The organism is Cupriavidus sp. OTU4054 (assembly GCF_038440175.1).
GTDB lineage: Bacteria > Pseudomonadota > Gammaproteobacteria > Burkholderiales > Burkholderiaceae > Cupriavidus > Cupriavidus pauculus_D.
Map to the genome: position 1 here is coordinate 107,879 of NZ_JASATF010000015.1, position 26,145 is coordinate 134,023.

The 26,145-nt window shown below is 66.9% G+C and carries 23 protein-coding genes and 1 riboswitch; of the genes, 8 read left to right on the plus strand and 15 right to left on the minus strand.

What is annotated here, in order from left to right; translation table 11 throughout:
- The first annotated feature begins 103 nt into the window (after positions 1–103).
- Complete coding sequence (locus AAHB16_RS18555) at positions 104–1,396, plus strand: adenylosuccinate synthase (RefSeq protein ID WP_150375229.1); 1,293 nt, start codon at positions 104–106, stop codon at positions 1,394–1,396.
- A 9-nt stretch (positions 1,397–1,405) separates the two neighbouring features.
- On the opposite strand, the gene AAHB16_RS18560 is transcribed toward AAHB16_RS18555, so the two are convergent.
- Entirely contained in the window at positions 1,406–2,998 is a 1,593-nt protein-coding gene (locus AAHB16_RS18560) for an aldehyde dehydrogenase (NADP(+)) (RefSeq protein WP_342051660.1), read from the minus strand.
- 141 nt (positions 2,999–3,139) lie between these two features.
- Between AAHB16_RS18560 and AAHB16_RS18565 the strand changes: the two genes are divergently transcribed.
- On the plus strand, positions 3,140–4,105 hold the full coding sequence (locus AAHB16_RS18565; protein ID WP_342051661.1) for a LysR family transcriptional regulator: 966 nt from the start codon (positions 3,140–3,142) through the stop codon (positions 4,103–4,105).
- A 20-nt stretch (positions 4,106–4,125) separates the two neighbouring features.
- Here the strand turns inward: AAHB16_RS18565 and AAHB16_RS18570 are convergent, their stop codons facing one another.
- Together AAHB16_RS18570 and AAHB16_RS18575 are read right to left on the minus strand one after the other, a co-directional pair.
- Positions 4,126–4,440, minus strand: coding sequence for an NIPSNAP family protein (locus AAHB16_RS18570; RefSeq protein ID WP_150375232.1), 315 nt, complete (start codon positions 4,438–4,440; stop codon positions 4,126–4,128).
- Between the two features lie 19 nt (positions 4,441–4,459).
- A complete protein-coding gene (locus AAHB16_RS18575; RefSeq protein ID WP_342051662.1) occupies positions 4,460–5,641 on the minus strand; it encodes an iron-containing alcohol dehydrogenase in 1,182 nt (393 codons plus the stop codon).
- Between the two features lie 323 nt (positions 5,642–5,964).
- Between AAHB16_RS18575 and AAHB16_RS18580 the strand changes: the two genes are divergently transcribed.
- Together AAHB16_RS18580 and AAHB16_RS18585 are read left to right on the plus strand one after the other, a co-directional pair.
- On the plus strand, positions 5,965–7,233 hold the full coding sequence (locus AAHB16_RS18580) for an MFS transporter (protein ID WP_342051663.1): 1,269 nt from the start codon (positions 5,965–5,967) through the stop codon (positions 7,231–7,233).
- 33 nt (positions 7,234–7,266) lie between these two features.
- A riboswitch (Fluoride riboswitch) is annotated at positions 7,267–7,363 on the plus strand.
- Between the two features lie 172 nt (positions 7,364–7,535).
- Complete coding sequence (locus AAHB16_RS18585) at positions 7,536–8,759, plus strand: voltage-gated chloride channel family protein (RefSeq protein ID WP_446718113.1); 1,224 nt, start codon at positions 7,536–7,538, stop codon at positions 8,757–8,759.
- 79 nt (positions 8,760–8,838) lie between these two features.
- On the opposite strand, the gene AAHB16_RS18590 is transcribed toward AAHB16_RS18585, so the two are convergent.
- The 6 genes from AAHB16_RS18590 to AAHB16_RS18615 all read right to left on the minus strand — a co-directional run bounded on the left by AAHB16_RS18590 (position 8,839) and on the right by AAHB16_RS18615 (position 16,531).
- On the minus strand, positions 8,839–9,843 hold the full coding sequence (locus tag AAHB16_RS18590) for a Bug family tripartite tricarboxylate transporter substrate binding protein (protein ID WP_150375235.1): 1,005 nt from the start codon (positions 9,841–9,843) through the stop codon (positions 8,839–8,841).
- An 11-nt stretch (positions 9,844–9,854) separates the two neighbouring features.
- A complete protein-coding gene (locus AAHB16_RS18595) occupies positions 9,855–11,840 on the minus strand; it encodes a hydantoinase B/oxoprolinase family protein (protein WP_150375236.1) in 1,986 nt (661 codons plus the stop codon).
- 3 nt (positions 11,841–11,843) lie between these two features.
- Positions 11,844–13,898, minus strand: a complete 2,055-nt coding sequence (locus AAHB16_RS18600; RefSeq protein WP_342051665.1) for a hydantoinase/oxoprolinase family protein — start codon at positions 13,896–13,898, stop codon at positions 11,844–11,846.
- A gap of 168 nt (positions 13,899–14,066) precedes the next feature.
- Positions 14,067–14,999, minus strand: a complete 933-nt coding sequence (locus AAHB16_RS18605; RefSeq protein ID WP_191002398.1) for a LysR substrate-binding domain-containing protein — start codon at positions 14,997–14,999, stop codon at positions 14,067–14,069.
- 257 nt (positions 15,000–15,256) lie between these two features.
- Positions 15,257–15,538, minus strand: a complete 282-nt coding sequence (locus AAHB16_RS18610; RefSeq protein ID WP_150375239.1) for a DUF4148 domain-containing protein — start codon at positions 15,536–15,538, stop codon at positions 15,257–15,259.
- A gap of 81 nt (positions 15,539–15,619) precedes the next feature.
- A complete protein-coding gene (locus AAHB16_RS18615) occupies positions 15,620–16,531 on the minus strand; it encodes a DMT family transporter (protein ID WP_342051666.1) in 912 nt (303 codons plus the stop codon).
- Between the two features lie 96 nt (positions 16,532–16,627).
- Here AAHB16_RS18615 and AAHB16_RS18620 point away from each other — a divergent pair, with 96 nt between their 5' ends.
- Positions 16,628–17,518: a LysR substrate-binding domain-containing protein gene (locus tag AAHB16_RS18620; RefSeq protein WP_342051667.1), complete on the plus strand. Its 891-nt coding sequence runs from the start codon at positions 16,628–16,630 to the stop codon at positions 17,516–17,518.
- A gap of 2 nt (positions 17,519–17,520) precedes the next feature.
- Here the strand turns inward: AAHB16_RS18620 and AAHB16_RS18625 are convergent, their stop codons facing one another.
- The 5 genes from AAHB16_RS18625 to AAHB16_RS18645 form a co-directional block, all read right to left on the minus strand.
- Entirely contained in the window at positions 17,521–18,516 is a 996-nt protein-coding gene (locus AAHB16_RS18625; protein ID WP_342051668.1) for a Bug family tripartite tricarboxylate transporter substrate binding protein, read from the minus strand.
- Positions 18,517–18,534: 18 nt separating this feature from the next.
- The gene (locus AAHB16_RS18630) at positions 18,535–19,212 is read right to left on the minus strand and encodes a 3-oxoacid CoA-transferase subunit B (protein ID WP_317889564.1); all 678 of its coding nucleotides are present in this window, start codon (positions 19,210–19,212) and stop codon (positions 18,535–18,537) included.
- Positions 19,205–19,882, minus strand: coding sequence for a 3-oxoacid CoA-transferase subunit A (locus tag AAHB16_RS18635; RefSeq protein WP_342051669.1), 678 nt, complete (start codon positions 19,880–19,882; stop codon positions 19,205–19,207). The genes AAHB16_RS18630 and AAHB16_RS18635 overlap by 8 nt, the downstream gene beginning before the upstream one ends.
- A gap of 27 nt (positions 19,883–19,909) precedes the next feature.
- Positions 19,910–20,896, minus strand: a complete 987-nt coding sequence (locus AAHB16_RS18640; protein WP_342051670.1) for a Bug family tripartite tricarboxylate transporter substrate binding protein — start codon at positions 20,894–20,896, stop codon at positions 19,910–19,912.
- 138 nt (positions 20,897–21,034) lie between these two features.
- A complete protein-coding gene (locus AAHB16_RS18645; RefSeq protein ID WP_342051671.1) occupies positions 21,035–21,481 on the minus strand; it encodes a winged helix-turn-helix transcriptional regulator in 447 nt (148 codons plus the stop codon).
- A gap of 85 nt (positions 21,482–21,566) precedes the next feature.
- On the opposite strand from AAHB16_RS18645, the gene AAHB16_RS18650 reads away from it, so the two are divergent.
- The 3 genes from AAHB16_RS18650 (at position 21,567) to AAHB16_RS18660 (ending at position 24,935) form a co-directional block, all read left to right on the plus strand.
- On the plus strand, positions 21,567–22,784 hold the full coding sequence (locus tag AAHB16_RS18650; protein WP_342051672.1) for an MFS transporter: 1,218 nt from the start codon (positions 21,567–21,569) through the stop codon (positions 22,782–22,784).
- Entirely contained in the window at positions 22,781–23,713 is a 933-nt protein-coding gene (locus AAHB16_RS18655; protein WP_150375246.1) for a LysR substrate-binding domain-containing protein, read from the plus strand. Before AAHB16_RS18650 ends, AAHB16_RS18655 begins: the two co-directional genes overlap by 4 nt.
- Before the next feature lie 91 nt (positions 23,714–23,804).
- Positions 23,805–24,935 carry a DSD1 family PLP-dependent enzyme gene (locus AAHB16_RS18660; RefSeq protein WP_150377378.1) on the plus strand — a complete coding sequence of 377 codons (1,131 nt, stop codon included), beginning with the start codon at positions 23,805–23,807 and terminating at the stop codon, positions 24,933–24,935.
- Here the strand turns inward: AAHB16_RS18660 and AAHB16_RS18665 are convergent.
- Complete coding sequence (locus tag AAHB16_RS18665) at positions 24,886–26,142, minus strand: MFS transporter (RefSeq protein ID WP_150375247.1); 1,257 nt, start codon at positions 26,140–26,142, stop codon at positions 24,886–24,888. The two genes, AAHB16_RS18660 and AAHB16_RS18665, sit on opposite strands and share 50 nt — an antisense overlap.
- Positions 26,143–26,145: the final 3 nt, after the last annotated feature.

Consider the following 26,145-nt stretch of genomic DNA (forward strand, 5'->3'; position numbering starts at 1 on the left):
GTTTATATCGATTTTCATCGGCGTGGATGGCGGCTACATTTCGTCCGCAGGACACGGCATGGCGTCGGACCTGTCTCGTTTCATCACAACAGGAGCTGATCGGATGTCGAACGTCGTGGTAGTGGGCGCACAGTGGGGCGATGAAGGAAAGGGCCGGATCGTGGACTGGCTCGCGGAGCGCGCGGATATCGTCGCCCGTTACAACGGCGGCCATAATGCGGGCCATACGCTCGTCATCGACGGCAAGACCTACAAGCTCGCGCTGCTACCGAGCGGCGTGGTGCGCGGCAAGCGCGGCGTCATCGGCAATGGCGTGGCGCTCGACCCCGAAGCGCTGCTCGCCGAGATCGCGCGCATGGAGGCGCTTGGCGTGCGCATCACGCCCGATCTGCTGCAGATCGCCGAGACCGCGACGCTCGTGCTGCCCATTCACCGGGCCATCGACGCCGCGCAGGAACAATTGCGGACGCGCCTGCAGGAGTGCCCGCTCGGGACCACGCTGCGCGGCATCGGCCCGGCCTACGAAGACAAGGTGGGCCGCCGCGCGCTGCGCGTCTGCGACCTCGCCAATCCCGAATACCTGTCGGCACGGCTCGACCTGCTGCTGGCGCACCACAATGCATGGTTCCGCGGCCTGGGCCTGGAGACGTTCGAGAAGGCGCCGCTGCTGGATGCCCTGCTCGCCATGGCGCCGAAGGTCCTGCCGTTCGTCGGCCGCGTGTGGGAGCAACTCGACGTTGCCCACCGCGATGGCCAGTCGGTCGTATTCGAAGGTTCGCAGGCCGTGATGCTCGATATCGACTGGGGGAGCTATCCGTACGTGACGTCGTCGAGCACGGTGGCCGCGGGCGCGGCCAGCGGCACCGGTATCGCGCCGTCGCGCATCGGGCATGTGCTCGGCGTGAGCAAGGTCTATGCAACGCGCGTGGGCGAAGGTCCGTTCGTGTCGGAACTCGACGGCGAACTCGGCGGGATGCTGCGCGATCGCGGCCGCGAGTATGGCGTGAACACGGGGCGTCCGCGCCGTTGCGGCTGGCTCGATGCGGTGCAGCTGCGGCAGGCCGTCAAGGTGGGCGGCATCGACCGCCTGGCGCTGACCAAGCTCGACGTGCTCGACGGCTTTGCTTCCATCAGCCTCTGCGTCGGCTACGAACGCGATGGCCAGCGCATCGACTACATTCCCGCGAGCGATGCCGCGCTGGCTGGGGTACGGCCCGTGCTGCGCGAGTTTGCCGGCTGGTCGCGGCCGACGCAGGGCGCGCGCACGATGGATGCGCTGCCTGCGGAGGCAGTGGCGCTGATCGAGGCGATCGAGGCCGAAGTCGGCGTGCCGGTGACGATGGTTACCACCGGCGCGGAGCGGGACGACGTGATCGTTCGCAACGCCGCCGTCTAGGCACGGCGCCTATTGTGGACGGACGACGGCGTCGCGCGTGCGAACGCCGTTGACCAGACGCTCGATCCCTAACGGATTGCCATCGCGCAATGCCTCGGGCAACAGCGCGTCGTCGAAATCCTGATAGCACACGGGCCGCAGAAAACGATCGATCGCCAGCGTGCCTACCGACGTGCCGCGCGCATCCGACGTGGCCGGATACGGGCCGCCGTGCACCATCGCATCGCATACCTCGACGCCGGTCGGGTAGGCGTTGATCAGCAGGCGGCCCGCTTTCTCTTCCAGCACGGCAACGAGCGCGCCGGCACCGGCAAGGTCCTCGCGCTCCGCGATCAGCGTGGCCGTGAGCTGGCCCTCTAGCGCCTGCACGGCCTTGTGCAGCTGTTCGGCATCGTCGAACTCGACGAGCACCGTGCAGGGGCCGAACACTTCCTGCTGCAATCGCCCATCCGCCTGGAACAGCAGCGCGCTGTCGGCACGCCACAGTTGGGCCGGCGCGCGGCCGGTCTCGGCCACGCCTTGCGCGAGCAGCATCATGCCCGGCGTATCGGCAAAGCGTCCAACCCCCTGCTGGTAGTGCGCAAGCCCCGCGGTATTGAGCATGACCTGCGGGGCAATACCGGTGATGGCCGCCTGCAGATGCTCGACAAACGCGCCGAGCGCCGGGGAACGCACCGCGAGCACGAGCCCGGGGTTCGTGCAGAACTGCCCGGCGCCCAGCGCGACCGACGCCGCGAGCTGCGTGGCAATCGTCGCGCCGCGCCGTTCGAGCGCATGCGGCATCAGCAATACCGGGTTGACGCTGCTCATCTCGGCGAACACCGGAATCGGATGCGGGCGCGCCGCCGCCATGTCGCAGAGCGCGCGGCCACCGCGCAACGACCCCGTGAAGCCGACCGCGCGAATCTCCGGATGCTTGACCAGCGGCTCGCCCACGCGGTCTCCATAGATCATGTTGAACACGCCGGCGGCCATCTCCGTGCGGTCCGCCGCGGCGACGATGACCTCCGCCACCATCGCGGCCGTGGCCATATGGCTCGGGTGAGCCTTGAACACGACCGGGCAACCGGCCGCGAGTGCCGACGCGGTATCGCCGCCCGCCGTCGAGAAGGCCAGCGGGAAGTTGCTCGCGCCGAACACGGCCACGGGGCCGACGCCAATGCGGTACTGGCGCAGGTCCGCGCGCGGCAGCGGCGCGCGTTGCGGCTGCGCGAGGTCGATGCGCGCGCCCAGGTAGTCGCCGCGCCGCAGCACGGTGGCGAACAGCCGCAACTGACCGCTCGTGCGCGCGCGCTCGCCGGCGATGCGCGCCGGCGGCAGCGCGGACTCGCGGCAGACCAGTTCGATAAAGCCGGCATCGAGCGCGTCGAGACCATCGGCAATCGCGTCGAGAAAGCGCGCGCGGCGCTCCGGCGACAGTGCGCGAAAGGCCGGGTAGGCCGCCGCGGCCGCGCTGGCTGCCGCGTCCACTTCGCCCGCCGTGGCCTCGCGGAACGTGTAGGGCAGACGCTCGCCCGTGGTGGCGTCCACGCTATAAAGCACGACGCCGCTGGCGGCGACCTGCCCGCCGTTGATGAATTGCTGGAAATGCCGGATGGTCATGCGTGTCTCCTTCATCGATGTCGGAGCACTCTATGGGGCGTCGCGCCGCGCGGCTAATGAAAAGACCTGATCGGCCGATGCTTGCCGGTTATGTCCCGCCAGCAACGTCGTTGGTATAGTGTGGGCTTTTGCGCGCCCCGCATGCGTTCCACGCCCCTGCCCTCCCTCGCCACCATCGCGTCGCGCCTGCGCCTCAAGCAGTTGCGGCTGCTGATCGCGCTCGACAATCACGGTTCGCTGCACAAGGCCGCCGACGAGATCGCCATTTCGCAGCCGGGCGCCACCAAGGCGCTCCGCGAGATCGAGGACATCCTCGGCATGGCGTTGTTCGAGCGGCAGCCCAAGGGGCTCGTTGCCAACGAACTCGGCCAGTGCGTGACACGCTATGCGCGGCTGATCTACAGCGACCTCGAGCACCTGCATGCGGAGATCACCGCGATTGCCCACGGTCATGGCGGGCACCTCGCGGTGGGCGTGATCATGGGCGCCATTCCGCTGCTGACCCGCGCGATCGCCGCCTTGCGCGCGGAACAGCCGCATCTGTCGGTCGAGATCATCGAGAACACCAGCGCCACGCTGCTTGCACTCCTCGACGAAGGTCGCATCGACCTCGCCCTTTGTCGATGCGGCGTGAGCCGTCGTCCGGGCGCGTACGAGTGCATGGCGCTGGAAATGGAACCGCTGGCCGTCGTCGCCGCGCCATCGCACCGGCTGGCCGGCGCCGCGGCGCTGGCGCTGGCCGATCTGGCCGGCCTGCCGTGGATGGCATATCCGGTAAACACGCCGATGCGCAATACGCTCGAGCGCGAACTCGGCGACGCGGGCATCGACCTGCCCCGCTATCCGCTCGAAACCGCCTCCGCGTTCGCAATGCTGACCATGTTGCAGGAGACGCCGGACCTCGTCGCGGTGATGCCGCGCGCGGTGGCCGAGTTCGGCGAACGCTTCGGCATGCTCGTGCGGCTGCCCGTCCCGATGCGCGCGCTGGAAGATCCGTATGGCGTGATCACGCGCACCGGCGCGCAACTGTCGCCGGGCGCGCGCCTGCTCATCGATGCGTTGCGGGCGCACCGGACGGCGCCCCTTCCCGACGACGACGCCGCCTGACCGACGTTACCTGACCGACGTTATTTGATTGGCGAGAAGTCGGCGGGACGCAGCAGCTTCGACTCCATGTTGACCAGCATCGGAAACGCCACGGGCACGAATTTCTCGAGCCAGTCCTTGTCCTCGTACAGCGCATTGCGGCGCGCGATGCGGTCGTCGAGGCTTTCGTACGCCCAGATGTGCACGACCTGGTTCAGCTCGCCGATCTCGGTGTACCACCAGCCGACGAGCTTCGCGTAGCGCGAGATGACGGGCAGGCCCTCCTTCTCGAAGTGTTTCAGATAGTCCTTCATCTTGCCGATCTGGACCGTGTACGTTCGCATTTCGTAATACATGGTGCTTCCTGAAGCGTAGTTAAACGAGTTCTTCGATATTCCCGCGATGTGCCGCCACGATGATGCGTTCGATATCGCCCGCATTCGTCAGCCGCGGATTCACGAGCACATTGCCGCTGCGCATCGAGTCCTTGACCATCTGCGGCAGATGGGCGAGGTCCACGCCGAGTTCGCGGATATTCGAAGGGATGTTCAGCGCGCGATTGAGCGTCCGGACCTCCTCCACCACGCGCTGCGCGGCCGTCAGATCGTCGAGGCCCGTGACGTCCGCGCCGAGGGCCTGCGCGATATCGCGGAAGCGTTCGGGACATGCGGGCACGTTGAACGCCACCACGTAGGGCAGCAGCGCGGCATTGGCGATGCCATGGGCGATATCGAACACGCCGCCCATCGTGTGGGAGATGGCGTGCACATTGCCGAGCTTTGACTGCGAGAACGCCACGCCGGCCAGGAACGAGCCGAGCAGCATGTCTTCGCGCGCCTGCAGGTCCGCGCCCACGTAGTACGCCTTGCGCAGGCTGCGGCCGATCATGCGGATGGCGTGCAGCGCCAGCGCCTGGCTGATCGGGTTGGCCTGCTTCGACACGTACGACTCGATCGCATGCGTGAGCGCGTCCATGCCGGTGGCCGCGGTAATCGCGGGCGGCAGTTTCAGCGTGAGTTCGGGATCGAGAATCGCCAGCTGCGGGAACAGCTTCGGGCTGATGATCACGGTCTTGAACAGCGTCTCGCGATTCGTGAACACGGTGGATGCCGTGCATTCGCTGCCCGTGCCCGATGTGGTCGGCATCGCGATGATCGGCAGCGGTGCCTCGCGAATGCGGTCGTATCCCTCGTAGTCGAGAATCGAACCCGCGCTGGTCGCCATCGCGGCCACGCCCTTGGCCGTATCGATGCTGCTGCCGCCGCCGACGCCGGCCACCGCCGTGCAGCCATGCTGCCTGAGGAACGCCACCGCGCGTTCGAGCACGCTGGTATCGGGGTTCGGCGCCACGCCGTCGAATGTCTCATAGGCGATCTCGGCCGCGCGCAGCGAGGCGAAGAAGCCATCGAGCACGCCGCTGCGCATCAGGCCTTCGTCGGTGACGACCAGCAGCTTGCCGCTGGCGGGGACGAACGGCCGGATCAACGCGCCGGCCTGGGCTGCGAGGCCGTTGCCGAACTTGAGCGTGGTCGGAAAGTAATAGGGGAAGGCATGCATGATGTTGTCGTCCTGAGGTGTCTCCGGCTTCAACGTTACAAACCTGCCCCGGCGCTGCCTAATGAAAAGGCGTGATGCCCCGATAACCAAACGCCACCGAACGCCCTCCGCATATCCGTTGGTTATCGCGTGATCACATCCCGTCATTAGCCTTGTGCGATGGCTGCTCATACATTGCCGGGAACAATCACAAGGACGAGACAGCCATGCCATCGACGCATCCCACCGCCTCTTCGACCGCACTCTCGAATGGGGCCGCACCCCACGCCGCACCCCACGCCCCATCCCACGCCGCATCCCACGCCGCATCCCACGCCGCCGCCATGCGGCCCACCAACGTGCGCTGGCGCATTTTCCTGATCATGCTGCTGCTGACCGCGATCAACTACATCGACCGCGCGTCGCTGTCGGTCGCGCTGCCGCTGATCGCTCCCGAGTTCAACCTCACGCCCGCCATCGAGGGCCTGATGCTCAGCGCGTTCTTCTGGTCCTACGCGCTCATGCAGATTCCCGCCGGCATGATGCTGGACCGCTACCATACGCGCGGCATCATCGCCACCGCGACCATCGCCTGGGGCGCCTTCCAGGCCCTTGCCGCGGCCTCGCACAACTGGATCATCCTGCTGCTGACGCGCATGGGCCTGGGCGTGTCGGAGTCGCCGATCATGCCGTCCGGCGCCAAGCTGATCGGCTCGTGGCTCACGCCGCACGAGCGCGGCCGCGGCGCGGTGCTCGTCGATGGCGGCGCCCCGCTGGGCAGCGCGTTCGGCGCCATCATCATCGCGGGCCTGATCTCGTGGCTGGGTTCGTGGCGCATCGCGTTCGTCATCGCCGGCATCGGTACGATGCTCGCCGGCCTGCTGGCCTGGCGCTATATCCGCAACCATCCGTCGGAGCATCCGGACGTCAATGCGGCCGAGCTCGAGCATATCGCGCGCGGCAACGCCACGGACAACCACGCCGCGGCAGAGAAGATTCCGATGCGCGAACTCATTCGCGACCGCTCGGTGCTCGCGATGTTCGCCGGCTACAGCTGCATCCTTGCCGTGTTCTACGGCCTGCTGACATGGATGCCGAGCTACCTGCACAAGGCGCACGGCTTCAATATCGCCGCGATGGGCGGCGCCACGTTCCTGATCTTCATGTCGGGTTTCGTCGGCGAACTGATCGGCGGCTATATCGGCGACAAGTGGAAGGCATCGGGCGCCTCGCCGAACCTCGTCATGCGCACGATGTTCAGCGGCTCGTCGCTGGTGGCCGCCGCCTGCATTCTCGCGGCCGCCTATATCGCCGACTCGGCGGTAGTGGTCGCCCTGCTGTGCGTGGCACTGTTCTTTATTCGATTCTGCGGCATGTACTGGAGCCTGCCGGCCGTCATCGGCGGCCCGGCGCGCGCCGGCGTGCTCGGCGGCACCATGAACTTCTGCGGCAATATGGCCGGCGTGGTGGTGCCGATCCTGATCGGGGTCATCGTCCAGTGGTCGGGCTCGTACTTCCTCGCGCTGCTGTTCTTCGTGGCCATGGCCGTCGGCATCGCGGTGTTTTCCAGCATGATCGACTATCGACCGCGTTCGCCAGGAGGTCAGGCATAAAAAAGTCAGGCATAAAAAATTCATGCATAATCGCGCCATCGCGGAGATGGCATTCCTCCCTCAACCGCCGTTTGCTTCGGGACTTTTCCGATAGTCCCCGAGCCTTCGTGCTAATGATGCCTGCAAGTTCCTGGGCACAGGAAGTTGCGGGCGCTCGTCCATCCCGTACGCGATCGATCCCCCGCAGCGTCCTGCTGCCCAGGTTTGAGTCCTTCAGATCTGGTCATACCATGCACAATCGCTTCATCCGCAGTGCTGCCCTCAGTGCTGCCCTCAGTGCCGCCCTCAGCGAGTCGGTATCCATGCTCGGCTACCTCGGCAAATGGCTGTCTCTCGCCTCGCTTGCCGGCCTGCTGGCCGGCGCCGGCTCGTCCGCGCTGTTGCTGGCGCTGGACTGGGCCACGGCCACGCGCCTCGCCCACCCCGCCCTGCTCTGGCTGCTGCCCGTTGCCGGACTGGCCGTCGGCCTGCTGTACCGGCACTTCGGCCAATCGGTCGAAGGCGGCAACAATCTGCTGATCGACGAGATCCACGATCCCAGGCGCGTGGTGCCCCGGCGCATGGCGCCGCTGATCCTGCTCGGCACCGTCATCACGCACCTGTTCGGCGGGTCCGCGGGGCGCGAAGGGACGGCCGTGCAGATGGGTGGCAGCTTTGCCGACTACCTCACGCGGTGGTTCCGGCTATCGCACGACGACCGGCGCATCCTGCTCATGGGCGGCATCAGCGCGGGCTTCGCGTCGGTATTCGGCACGCCGCTCGCGGGCGCCGTGTTCGGGCTGGAAGTGCTGGCGATCGGCCGTCTGCGTTACGACGCCATCCTGCCCTGCTTCGTCGCGGCGGTGGTCGGCGATCTGGTGCCGCCGCTGCTGGGCGTTCACCATACGCACTACGCGATTGCCGCCGTTCCTCCTGTCGCGCCGGCCGCGCTGGGTGCCGTCGTGGTGGCCGGCATCGTGTTCGGTCTGGCGGGCATGGCGTTCGCCGGACTGACCCACAGCCTGTCGCGCCGCCTCAACCACGCCATCGGCTACGCCCCGCTGCGGCCATTCCTCGGCGGCTGCGTCGTGGTGGCGGCCGCGATGCTGCTGCCGGATAGCGGCAAATATCTCGGGCTCGGTATTCCGACCATCGTCGATGCCTTCCATCAGCCGCTGCCCGCCTACGACTTCGCCGGCAAGGCCGCCTTCACGATCGTCACGCTGGCATCGGGCTTCAAGGGCGGCGAGGTGACGCCGCTGTTCTATATCGGCGCGACGCTCGGCAACGCGCTGGCGTGTCTGCTGCCGCTGCCGTTTCCGCTGCTCGCGGGCCTCGGCTTCGTCGCCGTCTTCGCCGGCGCGGCCAACACGCCGATCGCGTCCACCATCATGGCGATGGAGCTGTTCGGTCCCGAGGTCGGCACGTTCGCGGGCATCGCCTGCGTGGTGAGCTATCTGTTCTCCGGCCATTCGGGCATCTATCGCGCGCAGCGCGTGGCGCACGCCAAGCGGGCGCCGGTAACCGCGGAACGGCACGACGGCTGAGCGCCGTCGACGCAAAAAGCCGCATGGCACACGGGTCGGCGCCATGCGGAAAGCCCTCACATCAATCGAACGTTCCTGCTCAAATCATCTGCACGCCGGCTTCCGTCATCAGCGCCTTCCAGCGGGGCAGCTCGTCCGCCAGGAACGACGTCAGCGCGGGACGCGTCAGCGGCGGGTACTTCAGGAAGCCCATGTCGTTCGTGGCCTTCTGAATGCGTTCCTTGGCCAGCGAGACGTTGATCTCCTTGTTGAGCAGGTCGAGGATGTCTTCCGGCGTCTTCTTCCGGGCGAACACCGCGTGCCACGACACGAGGTTGTACTTCTCGCGAATGGCGCTCTGGATCGTCGGCAGCTGCGGCGAGAACGGCAGCGGCTGGTCGCTCGTGACGGCGAGCGCCACGGCACGTCCTGCCTGCACCATCGGTGCCGCCACCGACCACGCTTCCAGCATGAACGTCAGACGGCCCTCGACGAGATCGCTCGTAATGCGGTTGTCCTTGTAGGGAACATGCACGATCGACGACAGCCCGACCTTCTTGAGGAAGATGGAGGCCGACACGTGCGACGACGTGCCGATGCCGTAGCTGCCGTAAGACGCCGCCTGCTGGTTGCGCTTCAGGTAGTCGATAAGGCCCGGAACGCTCGTGACGCCCGTCTGCTTGCCGACGATCAGCACCAGCGGCAACCCAACGGTACGCGCGATCGGCGTGAAATCCGCGATCGGGTCGTACGGCAGGTTCTTGTACAGCAACAGGTTCGTCAGGAACGCGGCCGTGGTGTACAGCAGCGAATGCCCATCCGGCTGCGCGCGCAGCACGCCGGACGTGCCGATACTGCCGCTCGCGCCCGGCTTGTTCTCGGGAATGAACTTACCCCCGAAGCGCGTGCCGACATCCGTCATGATCATGCGGCCCATATAGTCGGTGCTGCCGCCCGCCGTGAACGGGATGACCACATTGACCGGGCCGGTCGGATACTCGACGGCCTTTTCGGCCCAGGCCATCCGCGGCAGGACTGCCGACCCGCCGGCACCGACGCCGAATGCGGCCATCGCACGCAAGAAACTGCGACGCTGATTACTCACAACAAGCTCCCCTAGAACGTTAGCGTCGGCAGATCCGAATGGCGCTCCGCCAGTTCGGTATAGGCCGCATTGACCTTGGCGGGACCGGCATCGCCGATCTCTTCGCCGATTGTGGCGAAGATCGAATTCTTGACGTAGTGGCGCCACGTGATGGGCACCTGCGCAAGGATCTTCGTCAATGCATCGTAGCGGCTGCGCGTCCAGACCGCTTCGAACGCGTCGCGTTTCTCGCCATAGCTGAAGTGGGCACCGTCCTTCCAGAGCGGGCGGGCGGCGCGCAGCACACGCGTCTCGGTTTCGTTCACCGACAGGTCGTCGGTCAGCGACACCCCGTAGACCGATCGCGCGGCCTCGCGGCTCACGAAGCCCGCAGCCACGTCGCGTGCCACGGAATGCACGCAGCGCTCGAACGGGTCGCCGTAGCCGCCGCCGCCCGGGCCGATGATGCGCAGCACATCGCCGGGCATGCAGCTCACCACATCCGAGTTCACGAGGTCGACCTCGTTCGGCTGGCCCGGATTGCGCAGGAACTGCGAATTGCCACCCGCGTTGCCGCCGAGCACGCCCCACGTGCTGAAGCGCGTGCGGTTGCGGTTACGCGCGGTCACCACGGAGTTCGGCGAGAACACCTTGAACTCCATGACCATGCCGAGGCCGCCACGATAGCGGCCCGCGCCGCCGGAGTCCCGCACCAGGCCGTACTTCATGACCTTGATCGGCACCTCGGTCTCGATCATCTCCACAGGCGTGTTCTTCAGGAACGAACGGTTGCCGCCGCTGCCTTCGGCGCCGTCGTCCGACACCGAGCCGCCACCGCCGCCGCTGATCGGGCCGATGGACGCCATGATCAGGCGGCCGCGGCGATCGTTGGTCTTCACGTTCATCAGCGATGCGCTGCCGGCCGGTGCGGCCGCCAGGCGCTCGGGCAGCGCCTGCTGGAACGCGCCCAGCACGGCCAGCTGCGACACGGCCACGGTCAGGCTGCGCATGCCGCAGGCGGCGGGCGCTTCCGCGTTCATCACGGTCCCGCGCGGCAGGATCGAGTTCACCACACGAGACGTACCGGCGTTGAGCACGAGGTGCTCGTTCAGCGTGGCCAGCGTGTAGATCAACGCGGGCGTGACCAGCGCGTGCTGCGGGTGACCGCCGGTGGGCATGTTCAGCGACGAGGCCAGTTGAGGATCGCTGCCCGTGAAGTCCATCGTCAGCGCATCGCCCTTGACCGTGAGGGTCACCGCGATCCGGCACGGGTAGCCGTTGACGGAGTCCTCGTCGGCATAGTCCGCGAAGAAGTACTCGCCATCGGGAATGCCGCGCACGACTTCACGCGCCTGGCTTTCGGCGTAGTCGAGCAGTTCGCCCTGCGCGGCCTTGAACACGTCCACGCCAAAGCGGCGAATGATCTCGTGGATACGACGCTCGCCCGAGTTCATCGCGGCGATATGCGCCTTCAGGTCGCCCCAGTTCTGATCGGGCGTGCGCACGTTCAGCAGCAGGATGTTCAGCACGTCGTCGTTGAACTTGCCGCCTTCGACGAGCTTGGTCGGCGGAATGCGGATGCCTTCCTGATGCACTTCGTTCAACGAGCGCGACAGCGATGCGGGCACCGCGCCGCCCACGTCGGTGTTGTGCACGTGGCCAGCCACGAAGCAGACCAGTTCCCCTTCGTGGAACACCGGCTTCCACATATGGATGTCCGGCGTATGCGTGGCAACGAAACCGCTATACGGGTCGTTGGTCAGGCAGATGTCGCCTTCGCGGTAGTCCTTCACCAGCGGCAGCACGCCCGAGTAGTTGATGCCCGTGTACCACGTCGCGCCAAGGCCCTTGGGCGATGCGAACGTCTCGCCGCCGGGGGTCACCAGTTGCGTCGTGAAGTCTTCCGTTTCCTTGACGAACGAGGAGTGCGCGGTGCGCATCACCGTGTACGCCATCACCTCGGTCGCCGCCGCGCAGTAGTCGGCGAGAATCTGAAGCGTTGCTCGAGTGAGTTTCATCGTTTAATCCTGTTGAGCCGGGTTGGACGTGATGCGCAGGTTGCCGAATGCGTCCACGCGGACTTGCATGCGCTGCGGTACGAAGGTGGTCGTGTCGTCTTGCGTGACGATGGCCGGCCCCGCGAACGTCTGGTTCGCGAGCAGTTGCGCGCGGCGGTACACGGGGGTCTTGCGACGCGCGCCGTCCGACCACACCTCGACGGTCTTGACCGGATCGGGGCTGCCGGTGCCCTCCGCGATGCGCGGCATGTTCGGCTGCGGCGTCTTGCCGCTGACCACCAGACGCAGGCTCACGATCTGGATCGATGCCTCGGGATCGCTGTGGCCGTAGAGCTTCTCGTGCGCGTCGTGGAATGCCTGGCGGATGGCCTCGTAATCGCCCGTCTCGATCGCCTTTTCGTCGATCGTCGCCTCGATCTCGTACGACTGCCCGCGATAGCGCATGTCGGCCGTGTAGACGTACTGCTCCTCGCCACGGTAGTCCTGTTCCTCGCGCAGCCAGTTCACCGCGGTGCGCCGCAGGCGGCGATACTCGTCCTGCAGGATCTTCACGGTCTCCGGCTCCAGATCCTCGTAGACCGTCTTGATGAAGTCGTTCTTGAGGTCGGCGATCAGGCCGCCCATCGCGCTCAGCACGCCCGGCACCAGCGGCACGATGATCTCGGTCATCTCGAGTTCGCGCGCCAGCAGCGCACCCATCATCGGGCCCGCGCCGCCGAACGGCAGCATGGCCATCGAACGCGGATCCACGCCGAAGCGCGTCACCAGGCCGCTGACCTTCGCGAACATGCCCGACACCGCGATATTGATGATGGCTTCCGCCGTTTCCTCCACGGTCTGGTTCAGCACCGTTGCCAGCGTGCCCACGGCCGTGCGCGCGCGCTCGATGTCCACCTTCACCGCGTTGAAGCCGATCTCGCCCTGGCCCACGATGCCGCAGACCGCGAACGCGTCGGTGATGGTCGGGCGCTCGCCGCCGCGGCCGAAGCACGCCGGGCCGGGGCTCGAGCCCGCGCTATCCGGACCCACCTTGAGCACGCCGAGCGAGTCCACCCAGGCGATGGAGCCGCCGCCGTCGCCGATCGACGTCACGGACACCGACGGGATAAAGATCTGGTGCTCGCCGATGTACTCGCCGATGCCGTACTGCGGCTGGCCGTTCACGATCAGCGCCACGTCCGCGCTGGTGCCGCCGATATCGAGGCTCATGCACTCGGGCACGTCGCATTCCTTCGCCACGAACGCGGCGCCGATCACGCCGGACGCCGTGCCCGACAGGATCATCTGCACGCATTCGCGCTTGGCCTGCTCGGCCGTCATCACGCCGCCGTTGGACTTGGTCACGCGCGGCTCGGGCTGCACGCCGGCCTGCTTCAGGGCCTTCTGGAACGACGACAGGTAGTGCTCGACGCGCGGCTGCACGTAGCCGTTGATGATGGCAGTGGTGGTGCGCTCGAACTCGCGCACGATCGGCCAGATCTTTGCCGAGCTGAACACGGGCATTTCCGGCGCGAGGCTCTTGATCAGGTCGCACGCGGCCTGCTCGTGCGCGGCATTGCGATACGAGTGCAGGAACGAGACGACCACGCCTTCGGCACCGGCCTTCTTCGCCAGCGCAAGCGCTTCCGCCACGCTGTCGAGGTCCAGCGGCTCATCGACGGCGCCATCGCGGAACAGGCGTTCCTTGATGCCGAACACCATCTCGCGCGGCACCAGCGGCGCGGGGCGCTTCGACAGCAGATTGAACATGCTCGGCAGCTTCAGGCGGCCCAGTTCCAGCACGTCGCAGAAGCCTTCCGTCGTGAACAGCGCGAGCTTGAGGCCCTTGCGCTGGATAACGGCGTTCACGCCGACCGTCGTGCCGTGCGTGAAGTAGGTGACTTCCGCGGGATCGATGCCATAACGCTCGGTCAGCGTCTTGACGCCGGTGATCACTTCCGCGCCCGGCTCGTCCGGACGGGAGAACACCTTCAGCGCCTGCACCTGAAGCGTTTCCTCGTTCAGTACCGCAAAATCGGTGAACGAGCCACCAATATCCACACCAATTCGATAACCCATGATCGTCCCAACAGGTTGATTTCCCATGCGGGACCACCTGCGAGAGATGGCCACCACAGCGTTGCGGAACGTCGCGCGAAACAATGCGACGTCACGCTGTGATGACAACTGTAGGGGCGTGAAGAAGGACCAACAATTGATCCTTTTTCAGACGGTCATTCCAGAAATTCAGAGCCCCTGGAATGCGGCCGCGTCGAGGAGCCAGCGGCGGAACGCGGCGATGCCGGGCGCTTCGGTGCGGTCTGGCGAATAGAGCAGATAGTAGCGCTGCTGCGGCCGGAAGCACGCGTCCGACAACTTGACCAGCTGCCCCTGCTCGATCGCCTGCTCGGTGAGGTAGTCGGGCAGCAGCGCGCAGCCGAGGCCGCTGACCGCGGCCTGGAAGCCCAGCGAGAGAATGGAGTAGCGCGGGCCGCCGAGATGAGACCCCTTGCTCTGGCACTTGCCGAGGGTCGCCTCGTCGCCCTGCGCGCGGAAGAACTCGCTCCAGGCCTCGGGAAAGAGCGACTGGTGCAGCAGCGGCAGTTCCGCGATCTCGGCCAGTGACGGCATGCCCTTGCCATTCAGCAGCGACGGCGCGCAGACCGGATACGACTCGAGCCCCATCACGAGATCGCTGCCATACCGCGCGGGCGGGTTCGCGTTCGTGACGATGGCCACATCGAGGCCTTCCTCGTTGAGATCGGGAATGCCCGTGCGCGTCGTGATATTCAGCGTGATTTCGGGATAGCTCTTCGCGAAATCGGACAGCCGCGGCAACAGCCAGAACGACGCGAACGACGGGACGACCGACAGGTTGAGGCTGCCGGCCTCGCCGCGCATCGCCATCAGGTCCGCCGTGGCATCGTCGAGGTCGTCGATGATGCGCGTGACGCGCCGCAGGTATTCCTTGCCCGCGACGGTCGTGACGACGCCGTTCGGCGTCCGCTCGACAAGCTTGAGGCCGACGAAGGATTCGAGTTCCGAAACCTGCTTGCTGACCGCGCTCTGCGTCAGGGACATCTCGCGCGCCGCGAGCGTGATGCTGCCCAGGCGGGCGGTGGTGGCAAACGCGATCAGGTTCGAGATTGCCGGCAGGTTGCGTCGGCCAATGCGTTTCATCGGGCAGGTCGTTCCATCAGGCCGGAAGCGCAGCATCCGGAACTTTGGGGGGGCGTCGTGGGGGACAACAATCGCGAATCGTAGCATCGGCCCTCCGCGCCGCTCAAGACCGGCATGGCATTCGGCGATGGTAGGGAGCGCTACCGAACGAATTCCGCACCAACCCGGACCCCTGCAGTCGCAAGTTGGTGCGGAGATTCCCAATCGTGGGGAAGGACGGTCCGCTAGAACGTCACACGAATGCCCGGTCGCCGCGCTCAGCCGCCGCCCGACGAGGGCGGTGCCGCCGCGGGCACCGTCGTCGCGCGCAGCCGCTGGTATTCGGCCAGCTGCTTCTGCAACGAGGGATCGAAGAACGCCGGCGCGCCGTCGCCCCTGTAGCGGTTGCGGAGCCCTGCCTTCTCCCACGCCTCGAGATCGGCGCGCACTTCCTCGCGCGTGAGCCCGCGCGGCGCCCCCTGGTACGCGGGTTCGGCGGCCAGGGCGGCAACCGGTGCCAGCGCGCTAGCCAGCAACGTGACAGATATCAGGCGCTTCATGACGGCTGCTCCTCGCCGACACCCGGGTGCCGGCAAACGACATCGACGATACGACACGTATCAATGAAGCAAGCATAGACGCTATCGCCGATTTGCCTCCGCCAACTGTCGACGTTTCACAGGAATTTGCGCCTGAAGCAGATAAACGCCCCCGAGGATGCACGCGGCGGCAACGATATCGAACGGCCGCAGCGTCTCGCCCGCGATCCACGTGCCCATCGACAGTGCCACCACGGGTGGGATATAGGTTACGCCGGCGGCGGTCAGCGCGCCCAGCCGGCCCACGATGTAGTAGTAGAGCAGATAGGCGATGCCCGTGCCGCATACGCCCAGCCCCAGGACGATCCCGGCAAGCGCGCGCGGGTCTTCCGCGATGCGCCCCATGCCGCGAAAATCGGTCAACGCGGCCACGATGGCCAGCGCAATGCCGATCTGCCATGTGGAAAGCGCGAGCGGCGACATGCCGGTGCCAGACAGATACCGGCGGGCATAGACGAACGAACAACCGACGCTCAGGCATCCGAGCAGCATGCTGCCGACGCCAGCAAGGCTGACGCCATCGCCGCTCACCCGCCATGGCTGGGCAATCAGCAGTACGCCAGCGAAGCCGCACACGAGCCCCATCCCCATGCGGGGCGTGGGCCGCTCGTCCCGGAGCAGCAGCCACGCGCAGACCGCTGACACCAGCGGAATCGCGCCGCTGAGCATGCCGGCCGCGCCCGAAGCCAGCAGGCCCGTGCCCTTGGCGAACGCATAGTAATAGATGACCGTGGCCAGCAGCGACATCACGACGAAGTGGTGCGCATGGCGCAGATCCCGCCAGCGCAGCGCGCCTTTTGCCAGCGCGGACAGCAGCAGCGGCAGAAAGCCGCAAAGCACACGCAGGAACACGATCTGTGCGGGAGACAGGCTCGCACTGGCCCACTTCATGAACAGGAAGTTGGTGCCCCAGATCAGGCCGAGTGCCGCGAAGGCAAGTTGAGGAAGGTACATGACATGGGCAAGCGGATTGGTTCTTGCCCATTGTCTGCAGCGGGAAGATGGAGTACAAACGATTTGATCTGCCCCATGAGATAGAAAAACTGCATCATGAGCGCCATGCCTCCGCTGAAAGCCGTCATTGCATTCGAATCCGCAATGCGACATGCGAGTTTTTCTACGGCGGCCGAAGAGCTCGGGGTAACGCCGGGCGCGGTGGGCCAGCAGGTGCGCAAGCTGGAGGACTGGCTCGGCGTAGCATTGTTCCTGCGGCAGACAAGGCAGATCGTGCCCACGCCCGAAGCCATGACGTATATGGCGCAGATACAGCCAGCGCTATCGGAAATCGTGCACGCCAGCCGGCGCATGCGGGAACGCCGGCACAGCGCCGTGCGACTGTCCATGCCACCGAGTTTCGCCGCCAAATGGTTCGCGCCACGGATGGCGGACTTTCTGCAGCATCACCCTGGCATCGCGCTAAGTCTCAGCACGTCCACCACGCTGGTGGACTTCGAGCACGAAGGCATCGATCTCGCCGTGCGCCATTTCGGCGGCGACGATTCTCGGCTGGCCGTCCAGCTGCTCCATGCCGATGAAGCGCGTGCCTACTGCACTCCCGCGTACGCGCGAAAGTGGAAGCTCAAGGGGCCCGACGATCTGCAATCGGCAACGCTGCTGCACAACACGCTGCACCCGCACTGGGCCGCCTGGCTCGCGCGCTATAGCGGACTGAGCGCGCGCCGTATCCAGTCCGTCGCCGGTATTCAGTTCGACCAGTCGCTGATGGCCATCGACGCCGCGGTACGCGGTCAAGGGGTCGTGCTGACGAGTCCGATCCTCGTGGAGAACGAAGTATCGGGCGGGTTGCTGGTGGAGCCGTTCGGCAAGGGCCTGCCGCTGCCGAACGGCTATTACCTCGTGCATCCGCGCGCCGCGCCATTGCACGATGGCGCGGCCGCGCTCAGCCAGTGGTTTCTGGCACAACGACAGCGCGCGCCGTGACGCTATTCGAGCTTCACCCCCGCCTCCTGCACCACCTTGTGCCAGCGCGCGAGTTCCGCCTCGATATGCGCGCCGAGCGCGTCCGGCGTCGAGCCCACGGGTTCGTAGCCGCTAGCCGCGATCTGCGCGCGTAGTTCGGGCTGCGTCAGCACGCTCGCGATCTCGGTGCTGAGCTTGTCCACGATCGCGCGCGGGGTGCCGGCCGGCGCGAGGATGGCGTACCAGCCGTTGATGTCGAAGCCGGGCACACCGGCCTCTGCCAGCGTGGGCACGTCGGGCGCCATCGCGGCGCGCTTGCTGCTGGTGACGGCCAGCGCCGTCATGCGGCCCGCGCGGATCTGGGGCATCGATGTGGAGATGCTGTCGAAGGTCAGCTGGATATCGCCGGCCAGCATCGCGTTGACCACCTGCGCGCTGCCCTTGTACGGCACGTGCGTCATCTTCACGCCGGCCATCGCGTCGAACAATTCCCCGGCAAGATGACCCGTGTTGCCATTGCCCGCGGAACCGAACGTGATCTTGCCCGGTGCGGCCTTCGCGGCGGCAATCAGTTCGGGCACGGTGCGCGCCTTCAGCGATGCGCTGCCGGCCAGGATCAGCGGCAGGTTGGCGACCAGCGACACCGGTGCGAAATCCTTGCGCGTGTCGTAGGGCAGCTTCGGATAGAGGCTCGGATTGATTGCGTGCGCGGCCAGCACCATGATCAGCGTGTAGCCGTCCGGCTTGCTGCGTGCCAGCGCCTGCGAGGCGATGGTTCCGCCGGCACCGGGACGGTAGTCGAGCACGATCGGCTGGCCGAGCTTTTCCTGCAGCTTTGCACCAAGCGGACGCGCCAGCAGGTCCGCGCTGCCGCCGGGGGGATAGGGAATCAGCAGTTGAATCGGCTTCGTCGGCCATGCGTCCGCAGCCAAGGCGATCTGCGGCGCGGCGCCCGCCGCCACCATCGCCAGCATGGCACGCAGCACCAGCCGTCTGCTTCTCGTCAGCGTCGTCGTCATCGTCGTCTCCTATGGCTATTACGCGGCGCGCAGCACGCGGCAATCCGGTGCCAGCGTCAGTGGTGCGGCCGTTAGCGCCTGTACCGTCTCGAACGGCACGCCGTCGAGCAGTCCCGTCACGCGCAGCCCCTGCCCGGGCACCACGTCGATGATCGCGAGGTCCGTATAGATGCGGTCGACGACGCCCAGCCCCGTCAGCGGATAGCTGCACCGCTCGACGATCTTCGGCTGGCCGTCGCGCGTGACGTGTTCCATCATCACGAACAGCCTTGCCGCGCCGACCACGAGGTCCATCGCACCGCCGACGGCGGGAATCGAGTCGGGCTCGCCCGTGGACCAGTTGGCAAGATCGCCGGTCGCGGAGACCTGGAACCCGCCGAGCACCGTGATATCGACATGGCCGCCGCGCATCATCGTGAACGAGATCACGTGGTCCGAGATGGAAGCGCCGGGTACGAGCCCGATGTGGGCCTTGCTGGCATTGATCAGGTCCGGATCGGTCTCGCCCTCCCGAACGACGGGCCCCATGCCGAGAATGCCGTTCTCGCTGTGCAGCACGATCTCGCGATCGGGCGGCAGATGGTCCGAGACCAGCGTCGGCATGCCGATGCCGAGGTTGACGATGCTGCCGCCGGGAATATCGTGCGCGATGATGCGCGCCATCTCGGCGCGGCTCAGCCGGGGCATATCATGCATGGGAAGTTCCTCCAGCCAGCGCCACGGCCTGCACGAAGATGCCGGGCGTCATCACCGACTCCGGTGGCATCTCGCCGAGCGCCACCACCTCGTCCACCTGCGCGATCGTGTGGCGCGCCGCCGTGCACATCACGGGCCCGAAGTTACGCCCGGCGTAACGGTAGGTGAGATTGCCCCAGCGATCGGCCCGATGCGCCTTGATCAGCGCGAAGTCCCCACGCAGCGGTTGCTCGAGCACGTATCCCACGCCATCGATCACGCGGCTCTCCTTGCCTTCGGCCAGCGCGGTGCCATACGCCGTGGGCGTAAAGAATGGACCTAGCCCGGCGCCCGCGGCGCGGAGGCGTTCCACGAGCGTGCCCTGCGGCACGCATTCGAGCGCCACCTTGCCCGCGCGATAGGCGTCGATGAACGCTTCGGCATTCGTCGAGCGCGGATGCGAGCAGATGACCTTGCGCACGCGCCCCGCGCGGATCAGCGCGGCAATGCCCGTATCGCCGTTGCCCGCGTTGTTGTTGACGATGACGAGGTCCCTCGCCCCCTGCGCCAGCAGCGCGTCGAGCAGCGCATCGGGAACGCCCGAGCCGCCGAACCCGCCGACCAGCACCGTGGCGCCATCGCCGATGCCTGCCACCGCGGCTTCGAGCGACGGCGCGATCTTGTCGATCATGAATGCTCCTTCAGGGATGCTGCATGGCTACTGCTGCGGAATGCCGGTGTCCTTGACCACGCGCGCCCAGCGCTGGCGCTCCTGGTCGATGAACTGCCCGAAATGCTGCGGCGTGTCGCCGCCCGCCTGGCCGCCGAGTTCGGCGAGCCGCGTCTTGATCTGCGGCTCGGCCAATGCCGTGGACGCCGCCTTGTAGAGCTGGTCGATCACGGCGGGCGGCGTGCCCGCGCGCACCACCAGCCCGAACCATGCCGTTACCTGAAAGTCCTCGTAGCCGGCCTCTTTCATCGTTGGCACGTCGGGTAGCTCGGGCACGCGTGCCGCGCTGGTCACCGCGAGCGCGCGCAGCTTGCCAGCCTGTATCTGCGGCAGCGAGCTGGGCAGGTTGTCGACCATCATCGTCACCTGTCCGGCCACGAGGTCGGCCACCGCCGGCGCGGCACCCTTGTACGGCACGTGAATGATGTCGAGGCCCGCGCGCTTCTTGAACAGCTCCCCGGACAGATGCACGGACTGGCCCGTGCCCGACGAGCCGAACGACAGCTGTCCCGGCTGCGTCTTCGCATAGGAGACCAGCTCTGCCACGTTGTGCGCGGGCACCTTGGGGTTGACCACGAGGATGTTCGGCACCGAAACGACGAGCGTGATGGGCGCGAAGTCCTGCGGCTTGTAGGGCAACTGCTTGTAAAGCGCGTAGTTGATCGCGTTCGGGCCGATATTGCCCATCATCAGCGTGTAGCCGTCGGCCGGCGCCTGCAGCAGTGCCTGCGATCCGATGATACCCGCTCCGCCCGCGCGGTTATCGACGACCACCGGCTGCCCGAGGATCTCGCTCATGCGCTTGCCGACGAGCCGCGCGGCGATGTCCGTGGTGCCGCCGGCCGCGGCCGGGACGATCAGCCGAATTGGGTGGTCGGGGTAGGCGGCTTGCGCGTTGCTGGCGATGCCGAGCGGGAGCAACGATGCAAGCGCCCATGCGGCGGCCAGACGACCCGGGGTCATCGATGTGGTCATACCTGTCTCCTGTCCGGCATCGTTCCACCGTTTCGCTGGCAACGCCGTATTGTTTTATGGCGGGTTCACGATAGGCCACGCCGGGAGACAAGGGAATTCTTGATTCCGAAGACTGGGCTTCGGGTTCGTGAAAGGCGGTCAGCCGACCTTCCGGACCTCCGTGCCCGCGGCGGCGATGACGGACCCGTCCTTCGCCAGCGGCTGCATGGGCGGCACGGGCTTGCCCGTGCGCTTGTCGATCAGCACCGAATGCGGCTCGCCGCGCGAGAACAGATGGCGCTCCCCCCACTGACGCAGGGCAACGACGACCGGAAACAGCCGTTCGCCCGCGGGCGTCAGCACGTATTCGAGATAGGAAGAGCCGTCCGACGCGGGCTGCGTCTCCATGACCCCGGCCTCGACCAGCTTCTGCAGCCGGTCCGTCAGGATATTGCGCGCCATGCCGAGCCCGCGCTGGAAATCGCCGAAGCGCCGCACGCCGTCGAACGCGTCGCGCACGATCAGCATCGACCAGCGGTCGCCAACGACGTTGAGCGAACGCGCGACAGGGCACGGCTCTTCGCCGGGGGAACGGATTTTGGTCATGGCGGCGCTCGGCAGTGAATGTGGTTGCATTTTAAAACTGGTAGGCCTAGCATTCAACCAGTTTCGTTTTGCAACCACATAGACCATGACCAGCCTGTCGATGCCACGCGCCCTGTTGATGTTGTTTGCCATTGCCAGCGGGCTCAGCGTGGCCAACGTGTATTACGCCCAGCCGCTGCTCGATGCCATCGCGCGCGATTTCGGCCTGGCGGAGGCCGCCGTGGGCAGCGTGGTCACGATGACGCAGGTCGGTTGCGCGCTTGCGCTGGTGCTGCTGGTGCCGCTGGGCGACCGCCTCGACAGACGCAGACTGATGATGGGCCAGCTGGCGGCGCTGATCGTGGCGCTCGTCGCGGTCGCCGCCGCACGTTCCACGCCCTTGCTCTACGCCGGCATGATGGCCGTCGGGCTGCTCGGCACGGCCATGACGCAGGGGCTGATTGCCTACGCCGCGAGTACGGCCAGCGGCGACCTCGCGCATGAACAGGGCCGCATCGTCGGTGCCGCGCAAGGCGGCGTGTTCATCGGCCTGCTTGGAGCCCGCGTGTTCTCGGGAGCGATCGGCGACATCGCGGGCTGGCGCGGCGTCTACCTCGCATCCGCCGGGCTGATGCTGGCGCTGGCGATTCCGCTCTGGCGATCCCTGCCGCGGCTGTCCGCGCCACGGGTCGATGTCGGCTATGTTCGCCTGCTGGGGTCCATGCTCACGCTGCTGCGCGAGGAGCGCGTCCTGCGGCAGCGCGGCATGCTCGCGCTGCTGATGTTCGCGGCGTTGAACATCTTCTGGAGCGCGCTGGTGCTGCCGCTGAGCACGCCGCCTTTCTCGTTTCCGCATACGGTCGTCGGCGCCTTCGGGCTGGTCGGCATCGTCGGCGCGCTGGCCGCATCGCGCGCCGGACGCTGGGTCGATGGCGGCCATGAACGCCGCACGACGGGCATCGCGCTGATCGTGCTGTTGCTGGCATGGTGGCCCCTGTCGTGCCTGCAGGCGTCGTCGATGCCCATCGCGCTGTCCGCCCTCCTGCTTGGCATCGTGTTGCTCGACGCCGGAGCGCAGGCGCTGCACGTGACCAACCAGAGCATGATCCTGCGCAGCCGGCCACAGGCGTCGGGGCGGCTCATCGGGCTCTATATGCTGTATTACGCCGTGGGAAGCGGCCTCGGCGCGATCGGGTCCACAGTGGTCTATGCCCACGCCGGGTGGCAGGCGGTATGCCTGCTCGGCGCCGGCGTCAGCGCGCTGGCCCTCGGGTTTAATGGCAGAATCTCCAGCATTCAACGCCGTTTAATCCCTCGCCCATGATCAGCCTTGACGATCTGCGCCTGATTCGCGCCGTCGGCGCGTCCCCCTCGCTTGCAGCCGCCGCGCAGCTACTCGATCTGACGCCGCCCGCGGTCACCGTCCGCCTGCAGCGGATCGAGGCGCGGCTCGGCGTACGCCTGGCGGTGCGGCAATCGCGCGGCATTTCGCTGACCGATGAAGGTCATCGCCTGCATCAGGAGGCCATCGAGCTGCTCGACCGCATGGAAGCGCTGCCGGCGCGCATCTCGGGCGACGATGGCGGCATCCGCGGCAAGCTGCGCATCGTGGCGCCATTCGGATTCGGGCGCAAACACGTGGCGCCGATCGTGCGCGACTTTCATCGCCAGCACCGCGAACTCGAGATCTCGCTGCATCTGTCGGAAAGCCCGCTCTCCGATGCCTCCGGTGCCGATCTCGTGGTCACCATCGGCAAGCTCAAGTCTTCCTCGTGGGTCGCGCATCCGATTGCGCCGAACGAACGCATCCTATGCGCGAGCGCGGCCTATGCACGCCGCGTCACCGGCCTCGAACACCCGTCCGACCTCACGCGCTATGCCTGCCTTTGCCTGCGCGAGAACGAGGAAGACGTGACGCGCTGGCGCTTTCTGCCCGGCAACGGGCGGCACGCCGACGCACGCAAGGCGGTGACGATCCGCGTGCCGGGCGTGCTGTCGTCCAACGACGGCACGATCATTTCCGACTGGGCATTGGCCGGGCTTGGCATCGTCGAGCGCTCCGAATGGGACGTGGCGCCCCTGATCGCTTCGGGCAGGCTCGTGCGGCTGCTGCCGGGCTGGAGCCTGCCGCCTGCACCGGTCATGGCCCTATTGCCTTCGCGCACGGGCGTGTCGCTGCGGCAGCGCGCTTTCCTCGAAGCGCTGCGCGCGGCACTATCGCCGCCGCCATGGCGGAGCGTTAAATCCGCTTAAACGAAGCATTCATGCCGCATTAACCACGGCGGGACCGCGGGGTCCTATAGTGGCGGCATCTTTCATCGATAACGCCGCCTCGGCCGACATCATGCGCTTCGACACGCTGAACACCCCCGCCGCCCTGATCGACCTCGACCGCATGCAGCGTAATATCGCGCGCATGCAGTCGCGCATGGACGCCCTGGGCGTCGGGTTCCGCCCGCACGTCAAGACGACGAAGTGCCGCGAAGTGGCGGAAGCGCAGATCGCGGCCGGCGCGCGGGGCATCACCGTTTCCACGCTCAAGGAGGCGGAGCAATTCTTCGATGCGGGCGTCCGCGATATCGTCTACGCCGTCGGCATGGCGCCGACCAAGCTCGCGCAAGCGCTGGCGCTGCGCCGCAAGGGCTGCGACCTCAAGATCGTGGCCGATAGCGTGCAGACCGCGGAAGCCATCGCGGCCTTTGGCAACGCGCATGGCGAGGTCTTCGACGTGTGGATCGAGGTGGATGTGGATGGCCACCGTTCCGGCATTCCGCCCGAGAGCGGCACGCTGCTCGACGTGGGTCGCGCGCTCGTGTCCGGCGGCATGCGCCTCGGCGGCGTGATGGCCCACGCGGGCTCCAGCTACGACTACGACACGCACGACGCCCTCGTCAGGATCGCCGAACAGGAACGCGCGGGCACCGTGCTGGCGGCCGAGCGGCTGCGCGCGGCGGGCCTGCCCTGCGACGTGGTCAGCATCGGTTCCACGCCGACTGCGCTGACCGCCGAACAACTGGCCGGTGTCACCGAAGTACGGGCCGGCGTGTACGTGTTCTTCGACCTCGTCATGCACAACGTAGGCGTGTGCGAGACCTCCGACATCGCGCTGTCCGTGCTGACGACCGTGATCGGTCATCAGACGGACAAGGGCTGGGCCATCGTCGATGCGGGCTGGATGGCCATGAGCCGCGACCGCGGCACACAGCGCCAGAAGCACGACTTCGGTTATGGCCAGGTCTGCACCGAGCAGGGCGAGGTCATCGACGGCTATGTGATCAGCGGGGCCAATCAGGAGCACGGTATCGTCTCGCGCAACGGCGAGCCCGACCTTGCCATCGCCGAGACCTTCCCGATCGGCACGAAGCTGCGCATCCTGCCGAACCATGCATGCGCGACCGGCGCGCAGCATCCCGAGTACCAGGCCGTCAGTGCGGATGGCTCGGTGCGGACGTGGCCGCGTTTCTACGGCTGGTAGTCGCCCCCGCATTGCCGCGCGCGCCGAGCAGCAGCAGTCCGGTGGCCAGCGCGGCAGCGGTACCGAGCCACAACGCGCCCGGGATGCCGAGGCGGTCCGCCACGAGGCCGCCGACCAGCGCGCCCGCGCCGATCGCCACCTGCGCCATCGAGACGAACAGCGCGGCAATACTCTCCAGATGGTCGGGCGCGCTGCTGAACAGGAACACCTGCATCGCGATCGGCAGCATGCCGAATGCGAAGCCCCACGCGACCACCGCGCCGCTGGCGGCCCACATGTTCGCCCCGAACTCGAGCAGCAGCAGGATGGCCGTGCCCAGCAGCGCCACGGTGCCCAGCAGCGCGAGATGGCGATCGCGCGTGGCCGCCCAGCCCCCGAACAGGTTGCCGAAGAAGCCCGCCACGCCATAACCGAGCAGCACCGCGCTCAGGCCGCCGGCCTCGATATGCGACACCTGATTCAGAAACGGCGCGATATAGGTATAGGCCGCGAATTGCCCGAGAAAGATCAGGATCGTCGCCAGCAGGCCGATGCGCGCGGCGCGCCGGCGCAGCACGAGCGGAATGGCCTTGAGTCCCGACCCCGCCTGCGGCGGAATGCGCGGCAGCAGCGTGACGAGCGCCACCACGACGAGCGCGGCGATCGCGGCCGATGCCGCAAACGCGCTGCGCCATCCCATCAGGTTGCCGAGCAATGCGCCCGCCGGCACGCCTGCCACCGTGCCGAGCGATACGCCCGAGAAGATCAAGGCGGTGGCGCGCGGCCCTTCGCCGTCGCCGCGCAGGCGCGGCCCCAGCGAACCGCCCACGGTCCAGAAGCCGCCCACGCCGATGCCCAGCAGCACGCGGCCAGCCAGCAGCATCGGATAGTTGACGGCGGTGGCCACGAGCACATTAGAGATCACGAGCAGCCCGAGCATGAGCCAGAGCACGTGGCGGCGATCGAAGCCAGCCGCCAGCGCGATCGTGGACGGCGCCGCGATGGCCGCGAGCAGGCCGGGCACGCTGACCATCAGGCCGGCCTGCCCTTCGGTAATGCCGACATCGCCCGCGATCTGCGGCAGCAAGCCTACCGGCAGGAATTCCGTGGTCACGAGCGCGAAGGCACCGACCGCGATCGATGCGACCGCGGCCCATGAGGCGGCCCATGAGGCGGCCCATGAGGCGGCCCGCGACGCGGCCGGTCGTTGTGTGGATGGCGTTTCCATATC

Bases quoted from the DNA above. Each gene is read 5' to 3' on its own strand.
- AAHB16_RS18555 (WP_150375229.1), top strand. From the start codon at position 104: ATGTCGAACGTCGTGGTAGTGGGCGCACAGTGGGGCGATGAAGGAAAG.
- AAHB16_RS18560 (WP_342051660.1), bottom strand. From the start codon at position 2,998: ATGACCATCCGGCATTTCCAGCAATTCATCAACGGCGGGCAGGTCGCC.
- AAHB16_RS18565 (WP_342051661.1), top strand. From the start codon at position 3,140: ATGCGTTCCACGCCCCTGCCCTCCCTCGCCACCATCGCGTCGCGCCTG.
- AAHB16_RS18570 (WP_150375232.1), bottom strand. From the start codon at position 4,440: ATGTATTACGAAATGCGAACGTACACGGTCCAGATCGGCAAGATGAAG.
- AAHB16_RS18575 (WP_342051662.1), bottom strand. From the start codon at position 5,641: ATGCATGCCTTCCCCTATTACTTTCCGACCACGCTCAAGTTCGGCAAC.
- AAHB16_RS18580 (WP_342051663.1), top strand. From the start codon at position 5,965: ATGCGGCCCACCAACGTGCGCTGGCGCATTTTCCTGATCATGCTGCTG.
- AAHB16_RS18585 (WP_446718113.1), top strand. From the start codon at position 7,536: ATGCTCGGCTACCTCGGCAAATGGCTGTCTCTCGCCTCGCTTGCCGGC.
- AAHB16_RS18595 (WP_150375236.1), bottom strand. From the start codon at position 11,840: ATGAAACTCACTCGAGCAACGCTTCAGATTCTCGCCGACTACTGCGCG.
- AAHB16_RS18600 (WP_342051665.1), bottom strand. From the start codon at position 13,898: ATGGGTTATCGAATTGGTGTGGATATTGGTGGCTCGTTCACCGATTTT.
- AAHB16_RS18605 (WP_191002398.1), bottom strand. From the start codon at position 14,999: ATGAAACGCATTGGCCGACGCAACCTGCCGGCAATCTCGAACCTGATC.
- AAHB16_RS18610 (WP_150375239.1), bottom strand. From the start codon at position 15,538: ATGAAGCGCCTGATATCTGTCACGTTGCTGGCTAGCGCGCTGGCACCG.
- AAHB16_RS18615 (WP_342051666.1), bottom strand. From the start codon at position 16,531: ATGTACCTTCCTCAACTTGCCTTCGCGGCACTCGGCCTGATCTGGGGC.
- AAHB16_RS18620 (WP_342051667.1), top strand. From the start codon at position 16,628: ATGAGCGCCATGCCTCCGCTGAAAGCCGTCATTGCATTCGAATCCGCA.
- AAHB16_RS18625 (WP_342051668.1), bottom strand. From the start codon at position 18,516: ATGACGACGACGCTGACGAGAAGCAGACGGCTGGTGCTGCGTGCCATG.
- AAHB16_RS18630 (WP_317889564.1), bottom strand. From the start codon at position 19,212: ATGCATGATATGCCCCGGCTGAGCCGCGCCGAGATGGCGCGCATCATC.
- AAHB16_RS18635 (WP_342051669.1), bottom strand. From the start codon at position 19,882: ATGATCGACAAGATCGCGCCGTCGCTCGAAGCCGCGGTGGCAGGCATC.
- AAHB16_RS18640 (WP_342051670.1), bottom strand. From the start codon at position 20,896: ATGACCACATCGATGACCCCGGGTCGTCTGGCCGCCGCATGGGCGCTT.
- AAHB16_RS18645 (WP_342051671.1), bottom strand. From the start codon at position 21,481: ATGACCAAAATCCGTTCCCCCGGCGAAGAGCCGTGCCCTGTCGCGCGT.
- AAHB16_RS18650 (WP_342051672.1), top strand. From the start codon at position 21,567: ATGACCAGCCTGTCGATGCCACGCGCCCTGTTGATGTTGTTTGCCATT.
- AAHB16_RS18655 (WP_150375246.1), top strand. From the start codon at position 22,781: ATGATCAGCCTTGACGATCTGCGCCTGATTCGCGCCGTCGGCGCGTCC.
- AAHB16_RS18660 (WP_150377378.1), top strand. From the start codon at position 23,805: ATGCGCTTCGACACGCTGAACACCCCCGCCGCCCTGATCGACCTCGAC.
- AAHB16_RS18665 (WP_150375247.1), bottom strand. From the start codon at position 26,142: ATGGAAACGCCATCCACACAACGACCGGCCGCGTCGCGGGCCGCCTCA.